This window comes from Thioclava sp. ISO4 (genome assembly GCF_058105145.1).
In genome coordinates this window covers 2,774,705-2,796,170 of sequence record NZ_CM176571.1, presented here as the reverse complement: position 1 = coordinate 2,796,170, position 21,466 = coordinate 2,774,705, and the positions used below count along the sequence as shown (strand labels likewise).

Here is a 21,466-nt window from a genome sequence, read left to right as displayed (position 1 = left end):
CGAAGGGGCCAATGATGTTCAAGCAAGAGATCAGCCGCGAGGACGCGCCGCCCGATCCGCATCGCGCGCCCCTGCGGGTGGCGATCTGCGGCGAGGTCAATTCCGGCAAGTCGACCGTGCTCAACGCGATTTTGCGCGCGCGCAGCATCGGCGACAATCTGGGCCGGACCGAGCGTCCGACGGTCGTCGCACGCTACCGCGCGACGCCGGGCGTGGTGATGCGCGACGCGACGGGGCGCGAGATCGACGCGGCGGAGGTCGAAGAAGGCTGGGCCGTGCCCTCCGAGATTTACGTCTATTCCGCGCAGCCGCATCTGCAGGGGTTCGAATTCGTCGAAGTGCCGCTGAGCCGCCCCGAAGACGTGAACGAAGAGCAGATCGGCCTGATTGCGACCTGCGACGTGATGATCTGGGTGACCATCGCCTCGCAGGCATGGCGGCTGACCGAAAAGACGATGATCGAGCGGCTGGGGCCGGCGCGCCCGTCGGACTGTCTGCTCGCGATCTCGCGCGGCGACAAGCTGCGCAACGATACCGACCGGGCGAAGCTGAAAGCGCGGGTTCAGCGCGAGTCGGCGGCCTATTTCTCGCGGGTCGCCTTCCTGCACGGGGCGCGCGATCTTCTGCGTGAGGCAGAGACATCCGATGAGGCCTTCCAGCGCAGCGGTGGTGCGGCGCTGATCGCGGCGCTCGGGGCGATGACGGGGCGCGCGGTGGTGGGGCTCGATACGCTCGATCCCGAGACCGAGGCGGATCTGGCGATCGGCACCCATGACGCGCCCTCGCCGCTGCTCTCCGAACATGGGGGCGCGGTACTGCCGTTCCGCGCGCGCAGCGTCCGCAAGCGCGCGGCGCAACCTGCAAATTCCGGCGCGCCCGTCGCGCCCCCCGGGGCCGAGCCCGAGTTCCGGCCGGACCCGCATCCCGTCGACCGCACGCCCGAAGTGTCGCCGCGACGGGTCACGCGTTCGTCCAAGCCGGGCCGTGACGCGGAGCGTGAACCCGGTCGTGAGCCGGGGCTGAATGTCACCGGGTCCGAAATGCCCGAAACCGAAGCCGAGATCGAGACCAAGCAGGAGAGCGCGCTCCTTCTGGCCACGACGCGGCTCAGGCTCGGTATCGAGCTGCCCGAAGGGTTGCAGCTTGCCGGGCGGATCGGCCCCAGTGATCGGATCTTGCGGCCCGTCAAAGGGTCCTCGGACGAGATCGTGGCCTGCGCCAAGGCGCTGGAGAATTTGATGGCCGGGTTCGCCAGAAATTACACCACCGTGTTCGGCGGCCAGCTAGACTCGATCACGGAGGCGGGCGACGATGTGCGCATCATGTTCGCAAGCGCGCCCGAGACCGGCCTGACCTTCGCGCAATTCACGGTCGACCTGATCGACGAGGCAGAGGCGCATGCGTTGTTTGCCCGCATGGCGGGCATCTTGGTCTGACGGGGCTTGGTCTGACGGCGGCGGCAGGTCGCCACCGCGATCTTCCGCCGCCCGCGAAGTGACGCGAAAACTGGCACCGCCTTTCACGAGAACGCAAGGTCATCCGACTATCGGTTTGCGCCGTGGCGGAGTGCGGCTAATCTTTCTCTCACGCCCCTGCGCGCCGGTGACTGCGGCCGCTCGGGTTTATGAAAAGTTTATTCCGCAGGGAGACCGAAATGTCCGATTTCAAGCGCCGTCTGGCTGCCCTCATGCTGGGCGCCGCCTCGACCGGGCTTCTGGCCGCCGGGCCTATTCAGGCCGAGACGGTGAAGCTCACGATCCTCGGGGTCGGCGATATTTACAATTTCGACGGCGATGGTGAGCGTGGCGGTTTCGCGCGGCTCAACGCGGTCGCCAAGAAGGAGCGCGCGGACAATCCCAACACGCTCTATGTCTTCGATGGCGACATGCTCTCGCCCTCGCTTCTGTCGGGGATCGACGAAGGTCAGAACACGATCGACCTGACCAATATCGTGCCCTTCGACATCGCGGTGCCGGGCAACCATGAGTTCGATTTCGGGCCGGCGAATTTCGAGAAGAAGATGGAAGGCTCGAAATACCCCTGGGCCGCGATCAACATCACCCAGGCCGACGGCTCGCCCATTCAGGGCCTTGGCGGCGTGATGATGAAGGAGATCGCTGGGCTCAAGGTCGCGCTGGTGCCGGTGGCCCAGGACACCACGCCCGAGGTCGCCAATTCGGGCGATCTGAAATTCCAGCCCACCGTCGACACGGCAATCGCAGCTGCCAAGAAAGCCCGCGAGGACGGCGCGGATCTGGTGATCGGCGTCGTGCAGACCGACCAGTCGAACGACCGCAAGCTGATCGCGAGCCAGGATTTCGACGTGATCATGTCGGGCGACGACCACCTCAATGCGATGTTCTATGACGGGATTACGGCTTACGTGGAGACCTCGATCGACGCGCGCTACCTGCAGCCGCTCGATCTGACCGTCGACATCTCCGAGAAGGACGGCAAGCGCAAGATCAGCTGGACCCCGAATTTCCGCTGGATCGACACCGCGAACGTCACGCCGGACCCGGAATCGATGAAGCTGGTCAACGGGTTCAAAAAGCAGCTCGACGACAATCTGGGTCAGCAGATCGGTACGTCGGAGACCGAAATGGACTCGCGGCGCAACGTGGTCCGCTCGCAGGAGAGCACGATGGGCGATCTGATCGCCGATGCGCTGCGCGATGCGACGAAGGCCGATGTCACGCTGATCAATGGCGGCGGCATCCGGGGCGATACGACCTATGACGCGGGCCACAAGATCACCCGCAAGGACGTGCTGACCGAGCTGCCCTTCGGCAACAAGACGGTGGTCACCGAGATCCCCGGCTCGCAGATCCTGAGCGCGCTGGAGAACGGCTTCAGCCAGGTCGAGAAGGGGGCGGGCCGCTTCCCGCAAGTCTCGGGCATGAGCGTGGTCTATGATCCGAGCGCGCCTGCGGGCTCGCGCGTGGTCTCGGTCGAGGTGGGCGGTCAGCCGCTCGACAAGGACAAGGTCTACAAGGTCGCGACCAACGATTACATGCTGGGCGGCGGCGACGGTTATACCGCGCTTGGCGGTGGCAAGATCATCGTGAATGCGGGCAACGGCAATCTGATGGCCAATGACGTGATGACCTATATCAAGGGCAAGGGCACGGTTGCGCCCAAGCTCGACGGTCGGATCAAGAAACAGGGCGAGTGAGTTCGGCCTGATCGGATCGAGAGGCGGCGGGGCAACCTGCCGCCTTTTTCATTGCGCTGAGGGACGCGCCCGAGCCTCGGGCGGGCGCTTGGGGGCTAAGCGCGCGGATCGAGGTCATCCGGATTTGGCCGCAATAAAGTGCAGACCACATGGCGAGGGACGCCCGCCCGGCGATCGGGCGCGGCCCTGCGTTGCCCTCACTCCAGCGGCGGCGCGCTCGCCTCAACCACGGTCTCCATCGCGACATAGCTCGACGAGGAATGGACATGGGGCAGGGTGGACAGATCCTCCGACATGATCCGCCGGTAATCGGCCATGTCGCGGGCGCGGATCTTCACCAGATAATCGAAGCCGCCCGCGATCATGTAGCACTCTTCGACCTCGGGGATCGCGCGCACCGCGGCGTTGAACGCCTTCAGCGCGGTCTCGCGCGTATCGCTCAATTTCAGCTCGATATAGGTGACGTGGGTCAGGCCCAGCTTGATCGGCGAGATCATCGCCCGGTAGCCCTTGATGAGGCCGGTTTCCTCCATCTGACGGATGCGCGCGGCCACCGGCGTCTTCGACAAGCCGACCCTGCGCGCTATCTCAGCCACGGGGAGGCGTGCATCGGCGATAAGCTCGTTGAGGATTCGCCTGTCGATCGCATCGATCTCTTCACTCATGGGCTGCGTAGTCTCCTAAAATAAGTCGTAGAGACCATCGCTTAGCAAATCTTTGAGCCAATCGCCTAGAGGAAATCGAATAGCATCAGCCAATCAGATTTAGGGAGGATCGCATGGGCGACACGTTCGATCAGTTCACGACGCAGGCGAAATTCGCCGATGAAGCCGCAGTTCTCGAGCGCCTGAAAGGCCAAGCCGAACTGAGCGAGAGTGATCGCACGCAGATCTCTGCCCGCGCGGCGAAGCTCGTGCGTCGCATCCGGACCGAAGCCAAGCCGACGCTGATGGAGCATTTCCTCGCGGAATACGGCCTGTCCACGCAGGAAGGCGTGGCGCTGATGTGCCTCGCCGAGGCGATGCTGCGCGTGCCCGATGCCGAGACGATCGACGCGCTGATCGAAGACAAGATCGCACCGTCCGACTGGGGCAAGCATATGGGCACCGCGTCGTCCTCGATGGTCAACGCCTCGACCTGGGCGCTGATGCTGACGGGCCGCGTGCTCGAAGACGAAAAGCCCGGCATGGCGGGCGTGCTGCGCGGGGCCGTGCGCCGTCTGGGCGAGCCGGTGATCCGTGCCGCAGTCAGCCGCGCGATGAAGGAGATGGGCCGCCAGTTCGTCCTCGGCGAGACGATCAAGGACGCGCTGAGCCGTGCCAAGAAGCTCGAAGATCGCGGTTATACCTACAGCTACGACATGCTGGGCGAGGCCGCGCGCACCGCGCGCGACGCCAAGCGCTACGCGAAGGATTACGCCGACGCGATCGCCGCCATCGCGAAGGTCTGCAAGGACCGCCCCGTGGCCGAAAACCCCGGCATCTCGGTGAAGCTCTCGGCGCTGCATCCGCGCTACGAGGTCGCCAAGGAGGAGCGCGCCATGGCCGAGATCGTGCCGGTGCTCAAGGATCTGGCGAAGGCCGCCAAGGCCGGGAATATGGGCCTCAATATCGACGCCGAGGAACAAGACCGTCTGGTGATCTCGCTCAAGATCATCAAGGAGGTTCTGTCGGACCCCGAGCTGGCCGGCTGGGACGGGTTCGGCGTCGTCGTGCAGGCTTATGGCAAGCGTGCGAGCCTCGTGATCGACTGGCTGGGCGCTTTGGCCGAAAAACTCGACCGCAAGATCATGGTGCGTCTGGTGAAGGGCGCCTATTGGGACACCGAGATGAAGCTGGCGCAGGTCGAAGGCCTGCCGGATTTCCCGCTGTTCACCACGAAGGCGGCGACCGATGTCAGCTACCTTGCCAATGCGCGCAAGCTGTTCAGCTATACCGACCGCATCTATCCGCAATTCGCGACCCATAACGCCCATTCGGTCGCCGCGATCCTCGAGATGGCCGAGGGCCGTCCCTACGAGTTCCAGCGCCTGCATGGCATGGGCGAGCGTCTGCACGAGATCGTCCACCGCGAGGAAGGCACCCGCTGCCGCATTTACGCTCCCGTCGGCGCGCATCGCGACCTGCTGGCCTATCTGGTGCGCCGCCTGCTGGAGAACGGCGCGAACTCTTCCTTCGTGCACCAGATCGTCGATGAGGACGTGGCCCCCGAAACCATCGCGGAAGACTCGTTCGTGCAGCTCGAGAGCGCCGAACGCTCGGTGATGCTCAAGCTTCCCTCGGAGGTGTTCGCCGAGTCCCGCGAGAATTCCATGGGCTTCGATCTGACCGACGAGGGCACGCTGGCGCGTATCGACGCCGCCCGCAATGTCGCGATCCCGGATGCGGGCCCGCTGGTGGCAGGCGAAGCGACGGGCGACGCCGTGGCCGTCATCAACCCCTCGACCGGTGAAGAAGTGGCCCGCGTCACCGAGGCCGACGAGGCCTGCGTCGCGGCCGCCATCGACGCCGCGCGCCCCTGGCAGGCCCCGGTCTCCGAGCGCGCCGCCGTACTGCGTCGCGTGGCCGAGCTTTACGAGGAGAACTTCGGGCCCTTCTTCGCGGTGCTCGCGAAAGAGGCGGGCAAGAGCCAGCTCGACGCCGTGGGCGAATTGCGCGAGGCGGTCGATTTCCTGCATTACTATTCGGCGCAGGCCGAAGAGAGCGACCCGACCGCGCGCGGCATCTTCGCGGCGATCAGCCCGTGGAACTTCCCGCTGGCGATCTTCACCGGGCAGATCTCGGCCGCGCTGGCTGCGGGCAATGGCGTGATCGCGAAACCGGCCGAGCAGACCCCGCTCGTCGCCGCGATCGCCGTGCGCCTGATGCATGAGGCGGGCGTGCCGCGCGACGTGCTGCAACTGCTGCCCGGTCAGGGTGAGACGGTGGGCGCGGCCCTGTCGTCCAACCCGAAGATCGCGGGCATCGCCTTCACCGGCTCGACCGAGACGGCGAAGATGATCCGCCGCGCGATGGCCGACAATCTCGACCCGACCGCACCGCTGATCGCGGAAACCGGCGGTCTGAACGCGATGATCGTGGACTCCACCGCTCTGCCCGAACAGGCCACGCGCGACATCATCGCCTCGGCCTTCCAGTCGGCGGGTCAACGCTGCTCGGCGCTGCGCTGCCTCTATGTGCAGGAAGACGTGGCTGACGGGCTGATCTCGATGATCAAGGGCGCGATGGACGAGCTGTCGCTGGGTGATCCGTGGTATCTGTCGACCGATGTGGGCCCGGTGATCGACGACGAGGCGCAGGCCGATATCGCCGCCTATATCGCGACTGCCGAGAAAGAGGGCCGCGTGCTGCACAAGCTCGACGCGCCGTCGAAGGGGCATTTCATCGCGCCGACGCTGGTGAAAGTCTCCGGCATCGAGGCGCTGGAGCGTGAGGTCTTCGGTCCGGTTCTGCATATTGCGACCTATCGCGCCGAGGATATCGAGAAGGTGTTCGCCGCGATCAACGCCACCGGCTACGGGCTGACGGCGGGCTTGCACAGCCGGATCGACAACCGCGTGCAGGAGGTCTCGGACGCGCTGCATGTCGGCAACCTCTACGTCAACCGCAACCAGATCGGCGCGGTCGTGGGCTCGCAGCCCTTCGGCGGCGAGGGGCTGTCGGGCACGGGTCCGAAAGCGGGCGGGCCGCTGTATCTGACGCGCTTCGCGATGGCGCCCGAGGCGTCTTCGAAGAATGGCGAATGGGGCCACAAGGCCGATCTCGATGCGCTGCGCAAGAAGCTGGCGAAAGCGGCGGCGAAGGCCGAGGCGAGCGAGCCGCTCGAAGCGCTCGAACTGCCGGGACCGACAGGCGAGGCGAACACGCTGCGCCGCTATCCGCGCGGGCCGATCCTGTGCCTCGGGCCGGGTGAGGCTGCGCAGGTCGCGCAGATCAAGGCGGTCGAGAAGCTGGGCGGCGTGGCCGTCGGGGCCGATGGCAAGATCGCCCCGGAAGTGCTTGAAACGCTAGAGAATATCGCGGGCGCCATCTGGTGGGGCCACGATACGCGGGCCCTCGTGAAAGCACTGGCGAAGCGTGAAGGCCCGATCCTGACGCTGACCACCGGTGCGGTGCAGACGGCCGATGTCCTCCACGAGCGGCATCTGTGCGTCGACACCACGGCGGCGGGCGGCAACGCGGCGCTGCTGGCGGGGTAGACCCCGCTAGCCCACATCCTCGGAGGCCACCGACATCGCCTTGATGATCGCGTGGCACGCCATCCCCTCGGTCAGGCGAAGTGCCTCGACCGAGCGGGTGGTGAGCCGGGCCAGCAGGTGGTCTTCGCCCATCTTCAGGCGCACATAGACGCTGGGGGGACCTGCGGGACGCAGCTCCGCGACGGTGACGGGCAGGATGTTGAGCGCGGACAGCCCCTCGGGGCGGCCCACCGCCAGTGTCACGTCGCCCGCATGAATACGCAGCCGCAGCGACTGGCCGGGCTGACCCGCCGGATAGGGCAGCAGCACCGGCCCGCCGGCAGTCTCGATCCGGGCCAGCCCATCGGCCTCCTGCGCCTGAACCCGGCCCGAGATCACCGCGCCTGCTTCGCGCTGCCCGAGCGCCGGGGCGAGTGTCGGATCGGACAGGATTTCGCGCGCCGGGCCGAAGCCGCGCAGGCGTCCGGTCTCGATCAGCGCGATCGAGGTCGCAAGCCGCGCGACCTCGGCGGGGGCGTGGCTGACATAGAGAATCGGTAGTTTAACTTCGTCCCGTAACCTCTCGATATACGACAGAATTTCGGACTTCCGCGCGGCGTCCAGCGCGGCCAGCGGCTCGTCCATCAGCAGCATGCGCGGGTTTGACAGGATCGCGCGTCCCAAGGCGACGCGGCTTTTCTCGCCGCCCGAGAGCGCGGCGGGACGACGGTCGAGCAGCGCGCCGAGGCCGAGCATGTCGATGATGCGGTCGAACTCCGGCGCGGTCTTGGTTGCGTTGAAGCGCTGGCCGTAAAGCAGGTTCGATTTGACGCTCAGATGCGGGAAAAGCCGGGCGTCTTGAAACACATAGCCGATGCGGCGTTTGTGGGGCGGCAGGCAGATCCCGGCGTCCGTATCCAGCAGCACCTCGCCATTCACCACGATCCGCCCCCGGTCGGGACGTAGCAGCCCTGCGACCGCGTTCACCACCGTCGTCTTGCCTGCGCCGGAGGGGCCGAACAGCGCGGTGACGCCCTCGGGCGCGGTGAAATCGACGTCGAGATCGAGCGCTGGCAAGCGATGGCTGAGCGAGATTTCCAGCATCAGTTATGCCCCGCGATCCGCGCCGCGATCCGCCGCGCCAGCCATTCCGAGATCAACAGCGCACCAAGCGCCAGCGTGACCGAGATCACCACCAGCCGCGCGGCATCCGCCTCTCCGCCCGGCACCTGCAATTGCGAATAAATCGCGAGCGGCAGGGTCTGGGTCTGGCCGGGAATGTTCGACACGAAGGTGATCGTCGCGCCGAATTCGCCCATCGCCTTGGCGAAGGCGGTGATGCTACCGGCGAGGATGCCGGGCAGGATCAGGGGCAGGGTGATCGTTGCGAAACTGGCGAGGCGCGAGGCCCCGAGGGTGGAAGCCGCCTGTTCCAGCTTCGGGTCGACCGCCTCGATCGCGAGCCGGATCGCGCGCACCATCAGCGGAAAGGCCATGATCCCGGCGGCCAGCGCCGCCCCGCGCCACGAAAAGGCGACCGTGATCCCGATTTTCGCCAGGGCCGCCCCGAGCACCCCGTTCGGCGCGAAGCCGATCAGCAGCAGGTAGCCGGTGACGACGGGCGGCAGGATCAGCGGCAGATGCACCAGCCCGTTGACGAGGCTGCGCCCGGGAAAGCGCCAGCGCGCCAGCGCATAGGCCACGAACAGCCCCGGCGGCAGCGAGAGAGCCGTCGCCCAGCCCGCCACTTTCAGCGACAGAACAACCGCTTGCCAGTCGGAGGGCGACAGCCAGCTCATTTCAGCGTCTCGAAGCCTTGGTCGTGGAAGATTTTCGCAGCCGCGTCGGATTTCAGCTCGGCATAGAAGCTTTTGGCCGCGTCTTTATCGGTGAGGCGGGCGGCGGCGTAGCGGATCGGCGGGTGGCTGTCCGCGGGAAAGGTCGCCACGACATGCACGCGCGGCTCGGCCACGGCGTCGGTCGCGTAGGTGATGCCGTAGGGGGCGGCGCCAAGCGCCACCATCGCCAGCGTCGCGCGCACGTTATCGGCCTGCGCGACTTCGGGCGCCACCTTGGTCCAGAGCCCGTAATGCTCGAGCGCCGCCTTGCCGTATTGCCCGGCGGGCACAGCGTTCACCAGCGACATCGCGAGCTTGCCGCCCTGCAGGAGCGCATTGAGGTCCAGATCCGGCGAGATCGTCACCGGCGTGGCCTTCGGGTCATGGGCGATCAGCACGAGATGGTTGGCCAGCAGGTCCTCTTGCGTCTCGATGCGGCCCGTCTTCGCGACCGTCTCCATCCAGCCCGGATTGGCGGAGATGTAGATATCGGCAGGCGCTCCGGCGGCGATCTGACGGGCCAGCGCGCCCGAACCCGCGTAGGAGATATGCGCCACATCGCCGGTCTTCTTCTCCCATGCTTTCGCCACTTGATCGAGCGCGGTCTTCATCGAGGCAGCGGCAAAGATCGTGACGTCCTCGGCGTGGGCGGGCAGCGCGAGGCTCGCCGGGATCAGCGCGAGGGCGAGGATGCGGGGCAGGGACATGGGGCCTCCTTCGATATGTTCCATCAGACATATTGCAGCGCAGACCGCCAAAGGCAAGCGCGCGGAGGGTTCAAAGGGGTGCAAAAAAGGGCCGACGCATCGCTGCGCCGGCCCGTTCGGGTCGTCTAAGGGAAAGGCTTAGCCGCCCGAGTTTTCGTTTTGCGCGGGCACGGAGGCCTGATCGCCGGACGGGTAGCCGGGACCCATCAGCTCACCATCGACTTCCTTGCCGTAGTAGCCCTGATGCTTGTGGTGCCATTTGTCGAAAGCGTCCTTCACCGTCACGTCGCCGATCTGGCGCGGGTCGTTCGGGCGCGGATGGCTGTCGACGAAGGCGGCCACGTCCCAGGCTTCCTGCACGCTGAGCTTGTTCGGCTCCGACAGCGGCATGTTGTGCTTGATGAAGGCGGCGGCGGCGTCGACCTTGTGCATGCCCGCCCCCCAGTTGAAGCTGTGCGGTCCCCAGAGCGGCGGGAAGACGACCTTGCCGTTGATGTCCTTCTGGCCCTGACCGTCGGCGCCGTGGCAGACCGCGCAGTTCTCGGCGAAGACCTCTTCACCGCGCTGGCGCGAGGGGTCTTGCGCGGGTTTGTCGATCTTGCCGAAGCCTGCGCCTTCCGGTTTCTCGCCCGTGGGCAGGCCCTTGGACATCCAGAAGAAATAGGCCTGCAGGTCGCGATAGACATCCGAGCCATAGGGCGGCGGGCCGCCCGAGGGCGAGCCTTGCGCGTTCATCGAATAGGTGAAGCAACCCTTGATGCGGTCCTCCATGGTATTCACCATTTTGTTCTTGCCGCGATATTTCGGATAGACCGGGTAGGCGGCCCACATCGGCGCGGAATAGGCCTGACGGCCCGCATCGAGGTGGCAGTTCGAACAGGACAGGTCGTTGCCCACGAAGTCATGCGCGTTGGTGCCGGTATCGTTGAAGATAGCCATGCCGCGGCGCACCGATTTGCCGAAATCGTCATCGGGGATGGTGCTTTCCGCAGGCGGCTGGAACAGCGCGGCCTGCTTGCCGTCGCTGCCGCCTTGCACCGCGGCGGTCTCGGCTTCGCTCTGATCGCGGGTGGCGCCGGTCAGCCAGCTGGGGGCAAGGCCGAAATCGACGAGGAGCGAGCCCAGCACGACCAGCACGAGGCCGCCGCCCACTGCGAGGATCGCCCGCAGCACGGTTTGCCCGCGGGAGGATTTGGTCTCTCCGCGCGGAGGGATATCGGACGGGTGCTTGTTACTCATTGATCCACTCCTTCACGGACCGGGATGTTGCTCTCCATCGCGGCCAGTTCGGTTTTGTCCATCGCCGGCATCGGCGCGAGCGAGGCGAGGTAGTCGGCCACGGCACGGCGATCCGCGTCGTTCAGGGCCTTGCCGATCCCCGCCATCAGGCCGAGCGGCGAGTTATGGCGCGAACCGCCCGCCCACATCGCGAGCTGATGCGCGACGTAGCTGGGCTGTTGCGCGGCGATCCCGGGGAAGTTCGGCGCGACGCCGACGCCCGAGGGCCCGTGACAGGTGAAGCAGGCCGGAACGCCGATCGACCAGTCGCCCTGTTTGGCGAGCTGCGCGCCGCGCTTGAGATCGCCCTGCAGCGAAGGTTTCGCGCCCGAGGGGCTGCTCATGCTCGCGTAGTAATTGGCCAGCTCGCCGATCTCGCGATCGCTGAGCCCCTTGGCGACATAGGCCATCGAGTCGTTGAACCGGGTGCCTCTCTGGAAGTCATGCAGCTGCTTGGCCAGATAGGGTGCCGGAAGGCCCGCCAGACGCGGCACGGTCTCGATGCCTTCGCCCTTGTCGCCGTGACAGCTTGCGCAGGCCCAGACGGTGTCGGTGCCCTGGCCCACGAGCTGGGCGACACGCTCGGAATCGGCGCTCTGATCGGCCGCTTCGGAGTTCGGCTGCGCGGGCAGGTCGTTGATCAGCCCGGCAAGCCCGGCCCCGCCATCGAACGGGTCCTTGTCGCCTGCGACCTTGCGGATATCGGCGACCTCGGGGGCGCTGATCGTCTTGGCGTCGTCATTGAGCCCGGTCGCGACATAAGACGCGATTTCGGAGATTTCGGTGTCGCTGAGTACCGAGCCGAAGGCGGGCATCTGGCCCTCATAGCCGTCGCCATTGACGTTGAGCTTGCCGCCGATGCCGCGCATCACGATATGGGTGACGGCTTTCGCGCCGCCCAGCTTCACGACATCCGAGCCGTGCAGCGGAGGGAAGGCGCCGGCCACGCCTTCGCCCGCATCGCCGTGGCAGGTGGCGCAATTGTCGGCAAACAGCGTCTTGCCCGCGTCCAGATCGGGTGCGGCGGCCTGAACGAGCTTGGTGCCATCCTCCTTGGCCACCTCTTCTTGCGTCTTGTCGGCAACCTGAACGGCGGTGCTGGTCTGGACCAGCATGATCACCCCCCAGATCGCGAGGGCGATCGCGATCGAATAGACGGGCCACGGGATGCGGCGGGTTTCCTCGAACGGCTCGAAGGTTTCGTCGGGACGCCGGGGATCGGGTTTCTTATCGGTCATTCTTGTCTCCCTGGTCTCAGTTCGAGGCCGTGGTGGCATCGGTCGCGTCGCGTTGTTTCTCGGCGATCAGTGCGTAGCCGTTGTCGCGCAGGCCGTCCTTCGGCGGGGCGTATTGGCGCTTCATGCCCTGCAGATAGGTCACGAGGTCGAGCGCATCCTGCTTGGCCACGATCACACCGGATTTCGGCGCGTATTGCGCGGGCAGCTTGACCACCACATCGTCGGGCCCGGCCTTGTCCTTATGCTCGAAGAGGTAGGGATAGGCGGGCATGATCGACCAGCTCGCGATGGCGCGGGGCTGGTAGAGGTGGGTCAGCTGCCAGGCCTGCGAGGGCATCCGGTCGCCGATATCCATCAGGTCCGGCCCGGTGCGCATCGTGCCCAGCTGGTGGGGGTCGTCATAGGCATAATCGCCCGCGACCGAGGCGCGGCCCCAGCCACGTTCCGCATCGGGGGCCTGCGCCAGCGAGCGCGACTGCTGCGAGTGGCAGTAGAGGCAGCCCATCGAGACATAGACGGCACGTCCGCGCGCCTCGGCCTCGGTGTAGGGTTTGAGCCCCTGCGACGGGCCTTGCGCGCTGATCTGCATGCCCGGCGCGATCACCAGGAACAGGGTCGCGAGCGCAAGGATCGCCAGCGCCGTGATTGCGAGAGGAAGATAGCGGTTCATTCTGCAGCCACCATGTTTTCGGTTTCGGTCTCACGGGTCTTCTTGGCGAAGCCGATCGCGATGAGGTTGATCGCCAGCAGCACGTGGCCCAGCGTCATCAGCCCACCGCCGAGCGAGCGGCCTTCGAGATAGGGCTTGAGCAGGATCACGCTGTCGGCGAAGGGCTTGGTTGCATCGAGCTGGGCGAGGCCCTGCAGGATGCCGCCGATGGTCAGCGAGAAGAAGTAGACGGCAAAGCCGATCACGTTCAGCCAGAAATGCCATGCGATCATGCGCGGGAAGGGCCAGTATTTGCCCGTTGCGCGCGGCACGATCTGATAGATCGCGCCCATCAGCACCAGCGACACGAAGGCATAGGCGCCCAGATGCGCGTGCGCCACCGTGTAATGGGTGAAGTGGGTGATCGTGTTGACCGAGCGCAGCGCCTCGATCGAGCCCTGGAACGAGGCCAGCGTATACATCACCGCCCCGAAGGAGATGAAGCGCAGCGGCATCGAGTCCTTGAGCGCCCAGAGGTTGCTCGCCACCGTGACGTGCTGGTTGATCGCCACCGCGATGACGGGGACGAACATCATCACCGAATGCACGACCGAAAGCGTCACCAGCCAGGTGGGGACGGGGCCGCCGATCAGGTGGTGGATGCCGACTTGGCTGTAGAACAGCGCCAGCGCCCAGAAGCCCACCAGCGACAGCGCGTAGGAATAGACCGGTTTGCCGATGATTTTCGGGATGAAGTAATAGGCCGTGCCCACGCCCAGCGGCGTCAGCCACAGGCCCAGCACGTTATGCGCATACCACCAGTTCATCGTGGCCTGCTCGACGCCGTGATGGACGCCGGGGATGTTGGCGACGATGAAGAGCACCGGGAACCACAGCACGCCCGCGAGGAAATACCAGCCCGAGACATAGATGTGATGAACGTTGCGGTTTTTCGCGGTCGCGATCAGCGGGGCCACGAAGCACGCCGCACCTGCGGCGAGGATGATGTCGATCTGCCACGGGATCTCGAGCCATTCGAGACCGTCGGTCCAGCCGTTCGCGATGGCCAGAACGCCCGCCGCGACGCCGATATTCCACAGCACGATCCCGAGCTTCAGAAGGCCCGTCATGCGCAGGTTGGTGCGGAAGATGCGCGGGATGATCCAGCACACGGCCGCAAGACCGCCCTGGCTCGCCCAGCCATAGGCGACCGAGTTGAGGTGAACGGTGCGCATCCGCCCGAAGGTCATCTGCGCGGTCCCCGACATCAGGTCGGGCAGGTGGAGTTCGAGCGAGGCGGCCAGCCCGTGCAGCGAGCCGTAGATCAGCCAGAACACCGCCGCCGCGATGAGCCACATCACGACGCTGGACGAGTTCGCGTCGATGCCGCTGCGGGCGGTGTCGAAATGGTGGGGCTTGTCGGGATAGTCGATATCCGCGCCCTCGCCGGGCTCGAAAATGGTCCGCGCGTCATCGGCGTCTGGCGTATGGACCTGCTTGTTCGCGATCGCCCAGATCAGGATCGTCAACGCCAGAAGCGAGATGACGAAGCTGAGCGCGAGCAGCAGGCCGAGCGTTTCGGTGATTTGCATAGGCTGGCTCCGGTGTCAGACTTGACCCGGGCCGAGCCGGTGCGACGCGTGGATGCTCGTCACTGTTCCATTCTCCCTTTAGCCCGGTTGGTCGGTTTGCTTTCACATCTCTTTCACGAACAATGCACGGCGGAGTGACCGGTTCCCAAACATTCAGATATGTGCAGATGTCGGGCGCTCCGACCCCCGCTCAGGGACGATCACGACCATGTGGCGCGGGGCCTTATGTTCGCGAACGCTAAGGATGGTGCAGTCACGGGGGCGCGACCACCTCACCTCACGCGATGATGAATTTGGTTGAACGGACCCCGCATCGCGCCTTCCTGTGCGGAAAGCGCGCGCGCCGGGCACGGCTTGTTTTTCTAGCGAAAATGGCATCGTGAGATGCTCGCGAGGCGCTCCCGGCGGGCTGATCGCGGCAACGATCGCGTGATCCGCACCTCACGTTTGCCGTGAGACGGGTTGAAGCGTGGGGCAAAGTTCCAAGAGGGCCGGTCGGTGCGCCGATTTCGGAGCCGAAGACCCGAGCGGGGAACCGGGCGGGGCCTCAGCGCGATTCTGGTGCGGGAACGGCGAGGCGGGTAGCTTCTCGGGGATGCCTGCGACGCGCCGCGAACGATGCAATTGAAAGGCAGGGACGACAGTGGCCGCGCAGAAGAATTTCAAGGATCACGCCGCGAATGAACGGACCTTTCTGGCCTGGCTGCGCACGGCCATCGCGATCGTCGGCGTCGGGCTGACCGCCGCAAAGCTGACCCGGGCGGATATTCCCGGCTGGTCCGATCTCGCGATGGTGCTGAGCGGCGGGGTGGTGGTGATCCTCGCCTTCGTGCGGATGCGGATGCTGCGCGCCCTGATCGACTCCGAGGAACCGCCGGACGAAAAAGGCACCAACTGGCCCGATCTGCTGCTCTTCGCGCTGGTGATCGCGCTCATGGTTCTGCTCGGGATTTTCATCCTGCATGTCCGCTGACGCCCTTGCATCTTCGCCGCGGCACGGGCTTGATGCCGCCAAAATGAAGGAGGACATCACATGAAACTTCTGCGTCATGGGCTGATCGGGGCTGAGAAGCCGGGGCTGATGGACGATCAGGGCGTGATCCGCGACCTGTCGGGGCAGGTGGCCGATATCGGGGGCGCGGTGCTCTCGGATGACGGTCTGGCCGCGATCGGCTCGCTTGATGCGTCGGAGCTGCCAGTCGTGCCGGAAGGCACGCGTCTGGGCGCGCCGGTGGCCGGGATCGGCAAGATGATCTGCATCGGGTTGAACTATGCCGATCACGCCGCGGAATCCGGGGCGCAGGTGCCGCCCGAGCCGCTGATCTTCATGAAGGCCACCTCCGCGATCCAAGGGCCGAACGATCCGATCGTGCTGCCGCGCGGCTCCGAGCAGACCGACTGGGAGGTCGAGCTGGGCATCGTGATCGGCAAGCCCGCGAAATATGTCTCGGAAGAGGATGCGATGGAGTTCGTCGCGGGGTTCGTGCTCGCCAATGACGTCTCCGAGCGCAGCTATCAAAAGGATCGCGCGGGCCAGTGGACCAAGGGCAAGAGCTGCGACAGCTTCGGCCCGCTCGGCCCGTATCTGGTGACGCGCGACGCGGTGGCCGATCCGCAGAAGCTGGCGATGAAGCTGAGCGTGAATGGCGAGGTGATGCAGAACGGCTCGACCGAGACGATGGTTTTCGGTGTGAAGACGCTGGTCAGCTATCTGTCGCAGTTCATGACGCTACATCCGGGCGACGTGATCTCGACCGGCACCCCTCCGGGCGTCGCGATGGGGATGGAGACCCCGCGCTTCCTGCGTCCGGGCGACGTGGTGGAGCTGGAGATCGAAGGTCTGGGCAAGCAGCGCGCCGAGGTCGTGGCTGACGCCTGAGGGCGCTGTCAGAAAACAGGGCAGGGCGCGCGGGTCTCTCGCGCGCCCTTTTTCATGGGCGCTTACAGCCGGATCGGGTCGTCCTTGGCGATCCGGTCGAACTCCATCAGCGTCTGCACCAGCTTCGGCATCTGGTTCAGCGGGATCATGTTCGGCCCGTCCGAGGGCGCGGTGTCGGGCGCTTCATGGGTCTCGATGAACACGCCCGCAATCCCGAGGCTGACGGCGGCGCGCGCCATCACCGGCGCGAATTCGCGCTGACCGCCCGAGGAGCCGCCCTGACCGCCGGGCTGTTGCACCGAGTGGGTGGCGTCCATGATCACCGGATAGCCGGTCTTCGCCATCTCGGGCAGGCCGCGCATATCGGCGACCAGCGTGTTGTAGCCAAACGACGTGCCGCGCTCGGTCAGCAGGATATTCTCGTTGCCCGTCGAGGCGACCTTGTCGGCCACGTTCGGCATGTCCCACGGCGCGAGGAACTGGCCCTTCTTGATGTTCACGACGCAGCCGGTCTCGCCCGCGGCGAGCAGCAGATCTGTCTGACGGCACAGGAAGGCCGGGATCTGGATCACGTCGACCACCGCGCCCGCGATGCGGGCCTGCTCGGCGTCGTGGATGTCGGTCAGCACCGGGCAGCCGATCTCGGCGCGCACCTCTTCGAGGATCTTCAGACCCGCGTCGATGCCGAGGCCGCGCTTGCCCTTGAGGCTGGTGCGGTTGGCCTTGTCGTAGCTGGCCTTGAAGATGAACTGTGCGCCGGCCTGATCGCAGGCGCGGGCCATTTCCTTCGCGATCATCATCGCATGGTCGCGGCTTTCCAGCTGGCAGGGTCCCGCGATCACCGTCAGCGGGCGGTCGTTCGAGACGGTCAGCCCGCCGATTTTCACGTCTTTCATTTCTTTCTCCGCAGCCTCGTGACGGGCCGCTCAGGGGTCAGCTCGAGACCTGCTCGCGCAGGACCGAAGCTGTGAGCGACAGCATCAGATAGATGCCCGAGAAGATCAGGAAAGCCAACAGCGTGTTCTCGAAAGCGCGCGGATAGGTGGGCTCGTCCGGGGCGACGGGGCGCACGCCCATCTCCAGATAGCGCACCTGCTTGTTGGCCTCGATCCGGGCGGTTTCCATCTGCTGGGCGGCCGCCGACAGCAGCATCTGCCGGGTCTGCAACTCGCCCTGAGCGATCTGCAGCTGGCCGGTGACGGCGGCAAGCGACTCGCCCCCCGTGGCCTGCCGCGCGGTCGTCAGTTGGCCGCGCGTGGTGTCGAGAAGCGCCTGAATGCGCTTGATATCGCCCTGCACGCCCGCGACCCGCGCCTGATTGGGCCGCGGATTGTCGAGCAGCTGCCCCAGTTCGAGACGCTTCTGCTGCAACTGGTTTTCGAGATTGGCGACCTGACCCATCACCATCGAATTCTCGCTGACGGGATCGAGCACGCCGACCTTTTCCTGCAGCTGCTGCACCTTGGATTGCGCCGCGAAGACCTTGGCCTCTGCATCCTCATAGCTTTCGCGCGCGCCCTTCATCTGGTCGTCGCGCAGCCGCGAGGTGAGCTGGTCCACCTGCGCCTCTGCATAGGAGATCAGCGACTCGGAGAATTTCTGCGATTTGACCGGATCGGGCGCGATCACTTCCATCTTCACGATGCCCTCGGAGGGGTCGTAGCCGATCTGCACCATCTTGGAATAGAGCCGGTAGGCCTGCTCGTCGGTCGCGTTTTCCGGCAGTCGCTGCAGCGGGTCGATGCTCTGATCCTCGAAGGTCTGCTTGAACCCCTGATCGCGGTCGAGCCGCTGCATCGCGTCGCGCGATTGCAGATAGGACTGCACCGTGACCGAGTCCTGATTGGTGGCGAGCTGCGTGCCCGAGAACAGCGATCCCAGCCCGGAATTGCCCATCCCTTCGGCTTTCTGGATCACGAAGGCCGATTTCGTCGCATACATCGGCGTGGCCATCGCGAAGTAGTAATAGGCGGCCATCAGCGTCGGCAGCACCACGAAGAAGCCCAGCCGCGCGCCCAGCAGCATCAGCTTGCGGCGGCGGCGTTTGGCGATGTCGCGCTGGATGCGCAGAATCTCGGCGGCGCGGCGGTCCGCGTTCATCACCTCGGTGGAGGGGACCTGACCCTGCTTGATCGTCTGCGGCAGGTTCACGCGGGTATCGGCGCCCGGCCCGTCGGTGCGCGCCAGCGCCCGCGAGGTCGCTTCCGCCTCGCCGGGTTTCACCAGCGCCACGATATTCGAGCGGTCGAACGGGTCGATCCCGCGGCGGCGCAGAAGCAGCACGGCCTCGAAATCGGAACTGGCCTGAACGCCGTGCTTCTGGGCCATGCGACGCGCGAGCCGCAACTGGCGACCGGTCAGCCCTTCGGCGCGGATCGCGTCGATTTCTTCCTCGGGGGTGCGCTGGCCCGCGTCGATCACATCTGCGCCGGACTGGCCTGCGGTCGGGAATTTCTGATCGCCGAACCCGTCATCCTGCGGCTCGAACAGGTTGGACGGATCGTCCGGCTGGCGCTGCGGGTGCGGCTTGCGCTGTCGTTGCGGCTGCGGCGCCTCCGCGGAGGGCGCGCTTTGCGCAGCGGAGGCGGCGGAGGCGTTCGAAGCGCGCGGCGTTGCAGGCTCGGAGGCAGGGTAGCCCGCGCCCGATTGCAGCGGCATGGCGCCCAGTTGCAGCGAGCCATCGCTCCCCGTGATCACCGGACCATCGCGGCGGATACGGAATTTCGGGGCCTTAGGACTGGTAGTCATACAACCGCTTCGCTTCTTCCAGAGTGTCGAACTGATAAAGTTGCCCGTCGCGCAGCACCGCCGCGCGATTGCAGAATTTCTCGATCGTGGCGGGCTGGTGCGAGACTACGACCACGGTGGAATCGCGCAGCCGGTCGCGCAGGATCGAACCTGCCTTGCGGTTGAACTCCACATCGGTGGTCGAGGGCATCCCCTCGTCGATCAGGTAAATGTCGAATTCCAGCGCCAGAAGCAGGGAAAACGTGAACCGCGCGCGCATCCCCGAGCTGTAAGTGCCCACGGGCTGGTCGAAATATTCCGCGATGCCGGTCAGCCAGCGCGAGAAGGCCTCGACGTAATCGGGGTCGAGCCCGTAGAGCCGCGCGATGAACCGGGCGTTTTCGCGCGCCGAGTGTTTCGAGACGACGCCGCCCATGAAGCCCAGCGGGAAGGATACGCGGCTGGAGCGGCGAATCTCGCCCTCGTCGGGTTTTTCCAGCCCCGCCATCATGTTGATGATCGTGGTCTTGCCGGTGCCGTTGGGCGCGAGAATGCCGAGGCTATGGCCCAATTCCACACGGAAGCTGGCGCCTTCGAGGATCACCTTGCGCTGCTTACCGGTCCAGAAGGATTTGGAGACGTTCTCGAATACGATCATAAGCTCTCGGTCCGGGGCTCCAATTATACGCGCCTCGCCACTAAACCACGGGGGGCGCAGGCTGAGAACCCACCTAACCTTGGATTTGGGCAGGATTATGTTCACTTGGAGGAGGGTTATGCAACGAGGAACACATTGACACCAGAGAGGAAACTATGACCCGCCCCGTGCAAGAGGAAATCCGGGCCTGTCGCATCTGCGCGGCGCGGTTCCGGGCGACGGCCACGGGGCATTCTCCACGTCCTGTCGCTTGGTTCGGCGCGGGGGCGCGCATTCTGGTCGTGGGGCAGGCGCCGGGGCTGCGGGTGCATGAGACGGGCGTGCCGTTCAATGACCGCTCGGGGGACCGTCTGCGCGACTGGATGGGTGTGGACCGCGAGACCTTCTACGACACGGCCCGCATCGCGATCGCGCCGATGGCGTTCTGCTTTCCGGGCTATGACGCGAAGGGCTCGGACCTGCCGCCGCCTTTGATCTGCGCCGAGACATGGCGCGAGCGCGTCATGGCCGAGATCGGCCCGGTCGATCTGACGCTTCTGGTGGGCGGCGCCGCGCAGCGCTGGCATCTGGGCAGCCGCAACGTGACGCAGACCGTGATGGGGTGGCGAGACCACGCGCCGCGCCTCTTCCCCTTGCCTCATCCGTCCTGGCGCAATACGGGATGGCTGAAGAAAAACCCGTGGTTCGAGGCCGACCTGCTGCCGGTCCTGCGCGCCCGGGTGAAGGAGCTGAAATGACCCCCTATGACCGCGCCCATGCCGCGATGGAATCTGAGCCCGACAATGAGGCCAAGCGCCTCGCCGTGTTCGACCGTCTCGCCGATGCCGAGCTTTTCCTTCTGCTGGAGGAAGAGCCCGAGGACGAAAACATCAAGCCGCAGGTGTTCTCCACCGAAGAGGGCGATTTCGTCCTCGTCTTCGATACCGAGGATCGTCTGGGCGAATTCGCCGACGGCCCGCAGCCCTATGCGGCGCTGCCGGGCCGGGTGATCGCGCAGCATCTGGTGGGCGAGAATATCGGGCTGGGCGTCAATCTCGCGGTGGCGGACTCGGCGATGCTTCTGCCGCCCGAGGCGCTCGACTGGCTGACCGAAACGCTCGCGCATACGCCGTCGGAAGCGCAGGGTCGTCCGGTGGAGTTCACCGCACCCGACCTGTCGCCTGCGGTGATCGCGCTGCTGCTGCCCGCCTTCGAGGCGAAGCTGCATCAGCTGGCAGGCATCGCGCAGGCCGCGGTGCTGGGCGGCGTGACCTATGAGGACGGCCACCGGGGCCATGTGCTCGCGGTGATCGGCGCGCATGAGCATTTCCGCGCCGGGATCGCCAAGGCGATGGGCGAGGCGCTGACCTTCTCCGGGCTGGACGCGGGCGAGCTGGACGTGACCTTCCTCGAGCCCGAGGAAAAGGCCGCGCAGATTCTGCTGGACAAAGGCCTCGTGCTGCATGTGCCCGAGCCGGAAGAGGAAGAGGTGCAGGAGATCGTCCCCGGTTCCGCCCCCGGCATGGACCCGAGCAAGCCGCCGAAGCTGCGCTAAGGCGCGCCCGGCGG

At 65.8% G+C, this 21,466-nt stretch carries 18 protein-coding genes; 7 read left to right on the top strand and 11 right to left on the bottom strand.

Features of this window, described 5'->3' with window-relative positions; genetic code table 11:
- The first annotated feature begins 11 nt into the window (after window positions 1-11).
- Window positions 12-1,436, top strand: a complete 1,425-nt coding sequence (locus AC2TZ7_RS13740; RefSeq protein WP_489864656.1) for a GTPase — start codon at window positions 12-14, stop codon at window positions 1,434-1,436.
- 218 nt (window positions 1,437-1,654) lie between these two features.
- On the top strand, window positions 1,655-3,175 hold the full coding sequence (locus AC2TZ7_RS13735) for a bifunctional metallophosphatase/5'-nucleotidase (protein WP_489864655.1): 1,521 nt from the start codon (window positions 1,655-1,657) through the stop codon (window positions 3,173-3,175).
- 197 nt (window positions 3,176-3,372) lie between these two features.
- On the opposite strand, the gene AC2TZ7_RS13730 is transcribed toward AC2TZ7_RS13735, so the two are convergent.
- The gene (locus tag AC2TZ7_RS13730) at window positions 3,373-3,840 is read right to left on the bottom strand and encodes an Lrp/AsnC family transcriptional regulator (RefSeq protein ID WP_098411135.1); all 468 of its coding nucleotides are present in this window, start codon (window positions 3,838-3,840) and stop codon (window positions 3,373-3,375) included.
- A gap of 113 nt (window positions 3,841-3,953) precedes the next feature.
- Here AC2TZ7_RS13730 and putA point away from each other — a divergent pair, with 113 nt between their 5' ends.
- On the top strand, window positions 3,954-7,373 hold the full coding sequence (gene putA, locus AC2TZ7_RS13725; protein WP_489864654.1) for a bifunctional proline dehydrogenase/L-glutamate gamma-semialdehyde dehydrogenase PutA: 3,420 nt from the start codon (window positions 3,954-3,956) through the stop codon (window positions 7,371-7,373).
- Window positions 7,374-7,379: 6 nt separating this feature from the next.
- Here putA and modC read toward each other — a convergent pair whose 3' ends face one another.
- The 7 genes from modC to AC2TZ7_RS13690 form a co-directional block, all read right to left on the bottom strand.
- A complete protein-coding gene (gene modC, locus AC2TZ7_RS13720; RefSeq protein WP_489866819.1) occupies window positions 7,380-8,459 on the bottom strand; it encodes a molybdenum ABC transporter ATP-binding protein in 1,080 nt (359 codons plus the stop codon).
- The gene (modB, locus tag AC2TZ7_RS13715; RefSeq protein ID WP_489864653.1) at window positions 8,456-9,151 is read right to left on the bottom strand and encodes a molybdate ABC transporter permease subunit; all 696 of its coding nucleotides are present in this window, start codon (window positions 9,149-9,151) and stop codon (window positions 8,456-8,458) included. Before modB ends, modC begins: the two co-directional genes overlap by 4 nt.
- On the bottom strand, window positions 9,148-9,897 hold the full coding sequence (gene modA, locus AC2TZ7_RS13710) for a molybdate ABC transporter substrate-binding protein (protein ID WP_489864652.1): 750 nt from the start codon (window positions 9,895-9,897) through the stop codon (window positions 9,148-9,150). The genes modB and modA overlap by 4 nt, the downstream gene beginning before the upstream one ends.
- Before the next feature lie 138 nt (window positions 9,898-10,035).
- Window positions 10,036-11,136, bottom strand: coding sequence for a c-type cytochrome (locus tag AC2TZ7_RS13705; RefSeq protein WP_489864651.1), 1,101 nt, complete (start codon window positions 11,134-11,136; stop codon window positions 10,036-10,038).
- On the bottom strand, window positions 11,133-12,413 hold the full coding sequence (locus AC2TZ7_RS13700; protein WP_489864650.1) for a c-type cytochrome: 1,281 nt from the start codon (window positions 12,411-12,413) through the stop codon (window positions 11,133-11,135). The genes AC2TZ7_RS13705 and AC2TZ7_RS13700 overlap by 4 nt, the downstream gene beginning before the upstream one ends.
- A 16-nt stretch (window positions 12,414-12,429) precedes the next feature.
- On the bottom strand, window positions 12,430-13,083 hold the full coding sequence (locus AC2TZ7_RS13695) for a cbb3-type cytochrome c oxidase subunit II (RefSeq protein ID WP_489864649.1): 654 nt from the start codon (window positions 13,081-13,083) through the stop codon (window positions 12,430-12,432).
- Window positions 13,080-14,654: a cbb3-type cytochrome c oxidase subunit I gene (locus AC2TZ7_RS13690; RefSeq protein WP_489864648.1), complete on the bottom strand. Its 1,575-nt coding sequence runs from the start codon at window positions 14,652-14,654 to the stop codon at window positions 13,080-13,082. The genes AC2TZ7_RS13695 and AC2TZ7_RS13690 overlap by 4 nt, the downstream gene beginning before the upstream one ends.
- Before the next feature lie 643 nt (window positions 14,655-15,297).
- On the opposite strand from AC2TZ7_RS13690, the gene AC2TZ7_RS13685 reads away from it, so the two are divergent.
- Together AC2TZ7_RS13685 and AC2TZ7_RS13680 are read left to right on the top strand one after the other, a co-directional pair.
- Window positions 15,298-15,627 carry a YidH family protein gene (locus AC2TZ7_RS13685; RefSeq protein ID WP_489864647.1) on the top strand — a complete coding sequence of 110 codons (330 nt, stop codon included), beginning with the start codon at window positions 15,298-15,300 and terminating at the stop codon, window positions 15,625-15,627.
- A gap of 60 nt (window positions 15,628-15,687) precedes the next feature.
- Window positions 15,688-16,533: a fumarylacetoacetate hydrolase family protein gene (locus AC2TZ7_RS13680; RefSeq protein WP_489864646.1), complete on the top strand. Its 846-nt coding sequence runs from the start codon at window positions 15,688-15,690 to the stop codon at window positions 16,531-16,533.
- 62 nt (window positions 16,534-16,595) lie between these two features.
- Here the strand turns inward: AC2TZ7_RS13680 and kdsA are convergent, their stop codons facing one another.
- From kdsA to AC2TZ7_RS13665, 3 genes are read right to left on the bottom strand one after another with little or no spacing between them, the layout of a single operon-like run.
- Complete coding sequence (kdsA, locus tag AC2TZ7_RS13675) at window positions 16,596-17,429, bottom strand: 3-deoxy-8-phosphooctulonate synthase (protein WP_078550102.1); 834 nt, start codon at window positions 17,427-17,429, stop codon at window positions 16,596-16,598.
- A 37-nt stretch (window positions 17,430-17,466) separates the two neighbouring features.
- On the bottom strand, window positions 17,467-19,281 hold the full coding sequence (locus AC2TZ7_RS13670; RefSeq protein WP_489864645.1) for a KpsE/RkpR family capsule polysaccharide export protein: 1,815 nt from the start codon (window positions 19,279-19,281) through the stop codon (window positions 17,467-17,469).
- Window positions 19,265-19,918 (bottom strand): ABC transporter ATP-binding protein, encoded by a 654-nt coding sequence (locus AC2TZ7_RS13665; protein ID WP_098411126.1) that lies wholly within the window; start codon window positions 19,916-19,918, stop codon window positions 19,265-19,267. The genes AC2TZ7_RS13670 and AC2TZ7_RS13665 overlap by 17 nt, the downstream gene beginning before the upstream one ends.
- 155 nt (window positions 19,919-20,073) lie before the next feature.
- On the opposite strand from AC2TZ7_RS13665, the gene AC2TZ7_RS13660 reads away from it, so the two are divergent.
- Both AC2TZ7_RS13660 and AC2TZ7_RS13655 read left to right on the top strand, forming a co-directional pair.
- Window positions 20,074-20,655 carry a uracil-DNA glycosylase family protein gene (locus tag AC2TZ7_RS13660; protein ID WP_489864644.1) on the top strand — a complete coding sequence of 194 codons (582 nt, stop codon included), beginning with the start codon at window positions 20,074-20,076 and terminating at the stop codon, window positions 20,653-20,655.
- Window positions 20,652-21,452 (top strand): SseB family protein, encoded by an 801-nt coding sequence (locus tag AC2TZ7_RS13655; protein WP_489864643.1) that lies wholly within the window; start codon window positions 20,652-20,654, stop codon window positions 21,450-21,452. Before AC2TZ7_RS13660 ends, AC2TZ7_RS13655 begins: the two co-directional genes overlap by 4 nt.
- The last annotated feature ends 14 nt before the right edge of the window (window positions 21,453-21,466 follow it).

What these genes read in the sequence shown, in the direction of transcription:
- AC2TZ7_RS13695 (WP_489864649.1), bottom strand. Translation starts at nt 13,083, where the DNA reads ATGAACCGCTATCTTCCTCTCGCAATCACGGCGCTGGCGATCCTTGCG.
- modB (WP_489864653.1), bottom strand. Translation starts at nt 9,151, where the DNA reads ATGAGCTGGCTGTCGCCCTCCGACTGGCAAGCGGTTGTTCTGTCGCTG.
- AC2TZ7_RS13670 (WP_489864645.1), bottom strand. Translation starts at nt 19,281, where the DNA reads ATGACTACCAGTCCTAAGGCCCCGAAATTCCGTATCCGCCGCGATGGT.
- AC2TZ7_RS13680 (WP_489864646.1), top strand. Translation starts at nt 15,688, where the DNA reads ATGAAACTTCTGCGTCATGGGCTGATCGGGGCTGAGAAGCCGGGGCTG.
- AC2TZ7_RS13730 (WP_098411135.1), bottom strand. Translation starts at nt 3,840, where the DNA reads ATGAGTGAAGAGATCGATGCGATCGACAGGCGAATCCTCAACGAGCTT.
- AC2TZ7_RS13705 (WP_489864651.1), bottom strand. Translation starts at nt 11,136, where the DNA reads ATGAGTAACAAGCACCCGTCCGATATCCCTCCGCGCGGAGAGACCAAA.
- modA (WP_489864652.1), bottom strand. Translation starts at nt 9,897, where the DNA reads ATGTCCCTGCCCCGCATCCTCGCCCTCGCGCTGATCCCGGCGAGCCTC.
- AC2TZ7_RS13740 (WP_489864656.1), top strand. Translation starts at nt 12, where the DNA reads ATGATGTTCAAGCAAGAGATCAGCCGCGAGGACGCGCCGCCCGATCCG.
- AC2TZ7_RS13655 (WP_489864643.1), top strand. Translation starts at nt 20,652, where the DNA reads ATGACCCCCTATGACCGCGCCCATGCCGCGATGGAATCTGAGCCCGAC.
- AC2TZ7_RS13660 (WP_489864644.1), top strand. Translation starts at nt 20,074, where the DNA reads ATGACCCGCCCCGTGCAAGAGGAAATCCGGGCCTGTCGCATCTGCGCG.
- kdsA (WP_078550102.1), bottom strand. Translation starts at nt 17,429, where the DNA reads ATGAAAGACGTGAAAATCGGCGGGCTGACCGTCTCGAACGACCGCCCG.
- AC2TZ7_RS13735 (WP_489864655.1), top strand. Translation starts at nt 1,655, where the DNA reads ATGTCCGATTTCAAGCGCCGTCTGGCTGCCCTCATGCTGGGCGCCGCC.
- AC2TZ7_RS13690 (WP_489864648.1), bottom strand. Translation starts at nt 14,654, where the DNA reads ATGCAAATCACCGAAACGCTCGGCCTGCTGCTCGCGCTCAGCTTCGTC.
- AC2TZ7_RS13665 (WP_098411126.1), bottom strand. Translation starts at nt 19,918, where the DNA reads ATGATCGTATTCGAGAACGTCTCCAAATCCTTCTGGACCGGTAAGCAG.
- putA (WP_489864654.1), top strand. Translation starts at nt 3,954, where the DNA reads ATGGGCGACACGTTCGATCAGTTCACGACGCAGGCGAAATTCGCCGAT.
- AC2TZ7_RS13700 (WP_489864650.1), bottom strand. Translation starts at nt 12,413, where the DNA reads ATGACCGATAAGAAACCCGATCCCCGGCGTCCCGACGAAACCTTCGAG.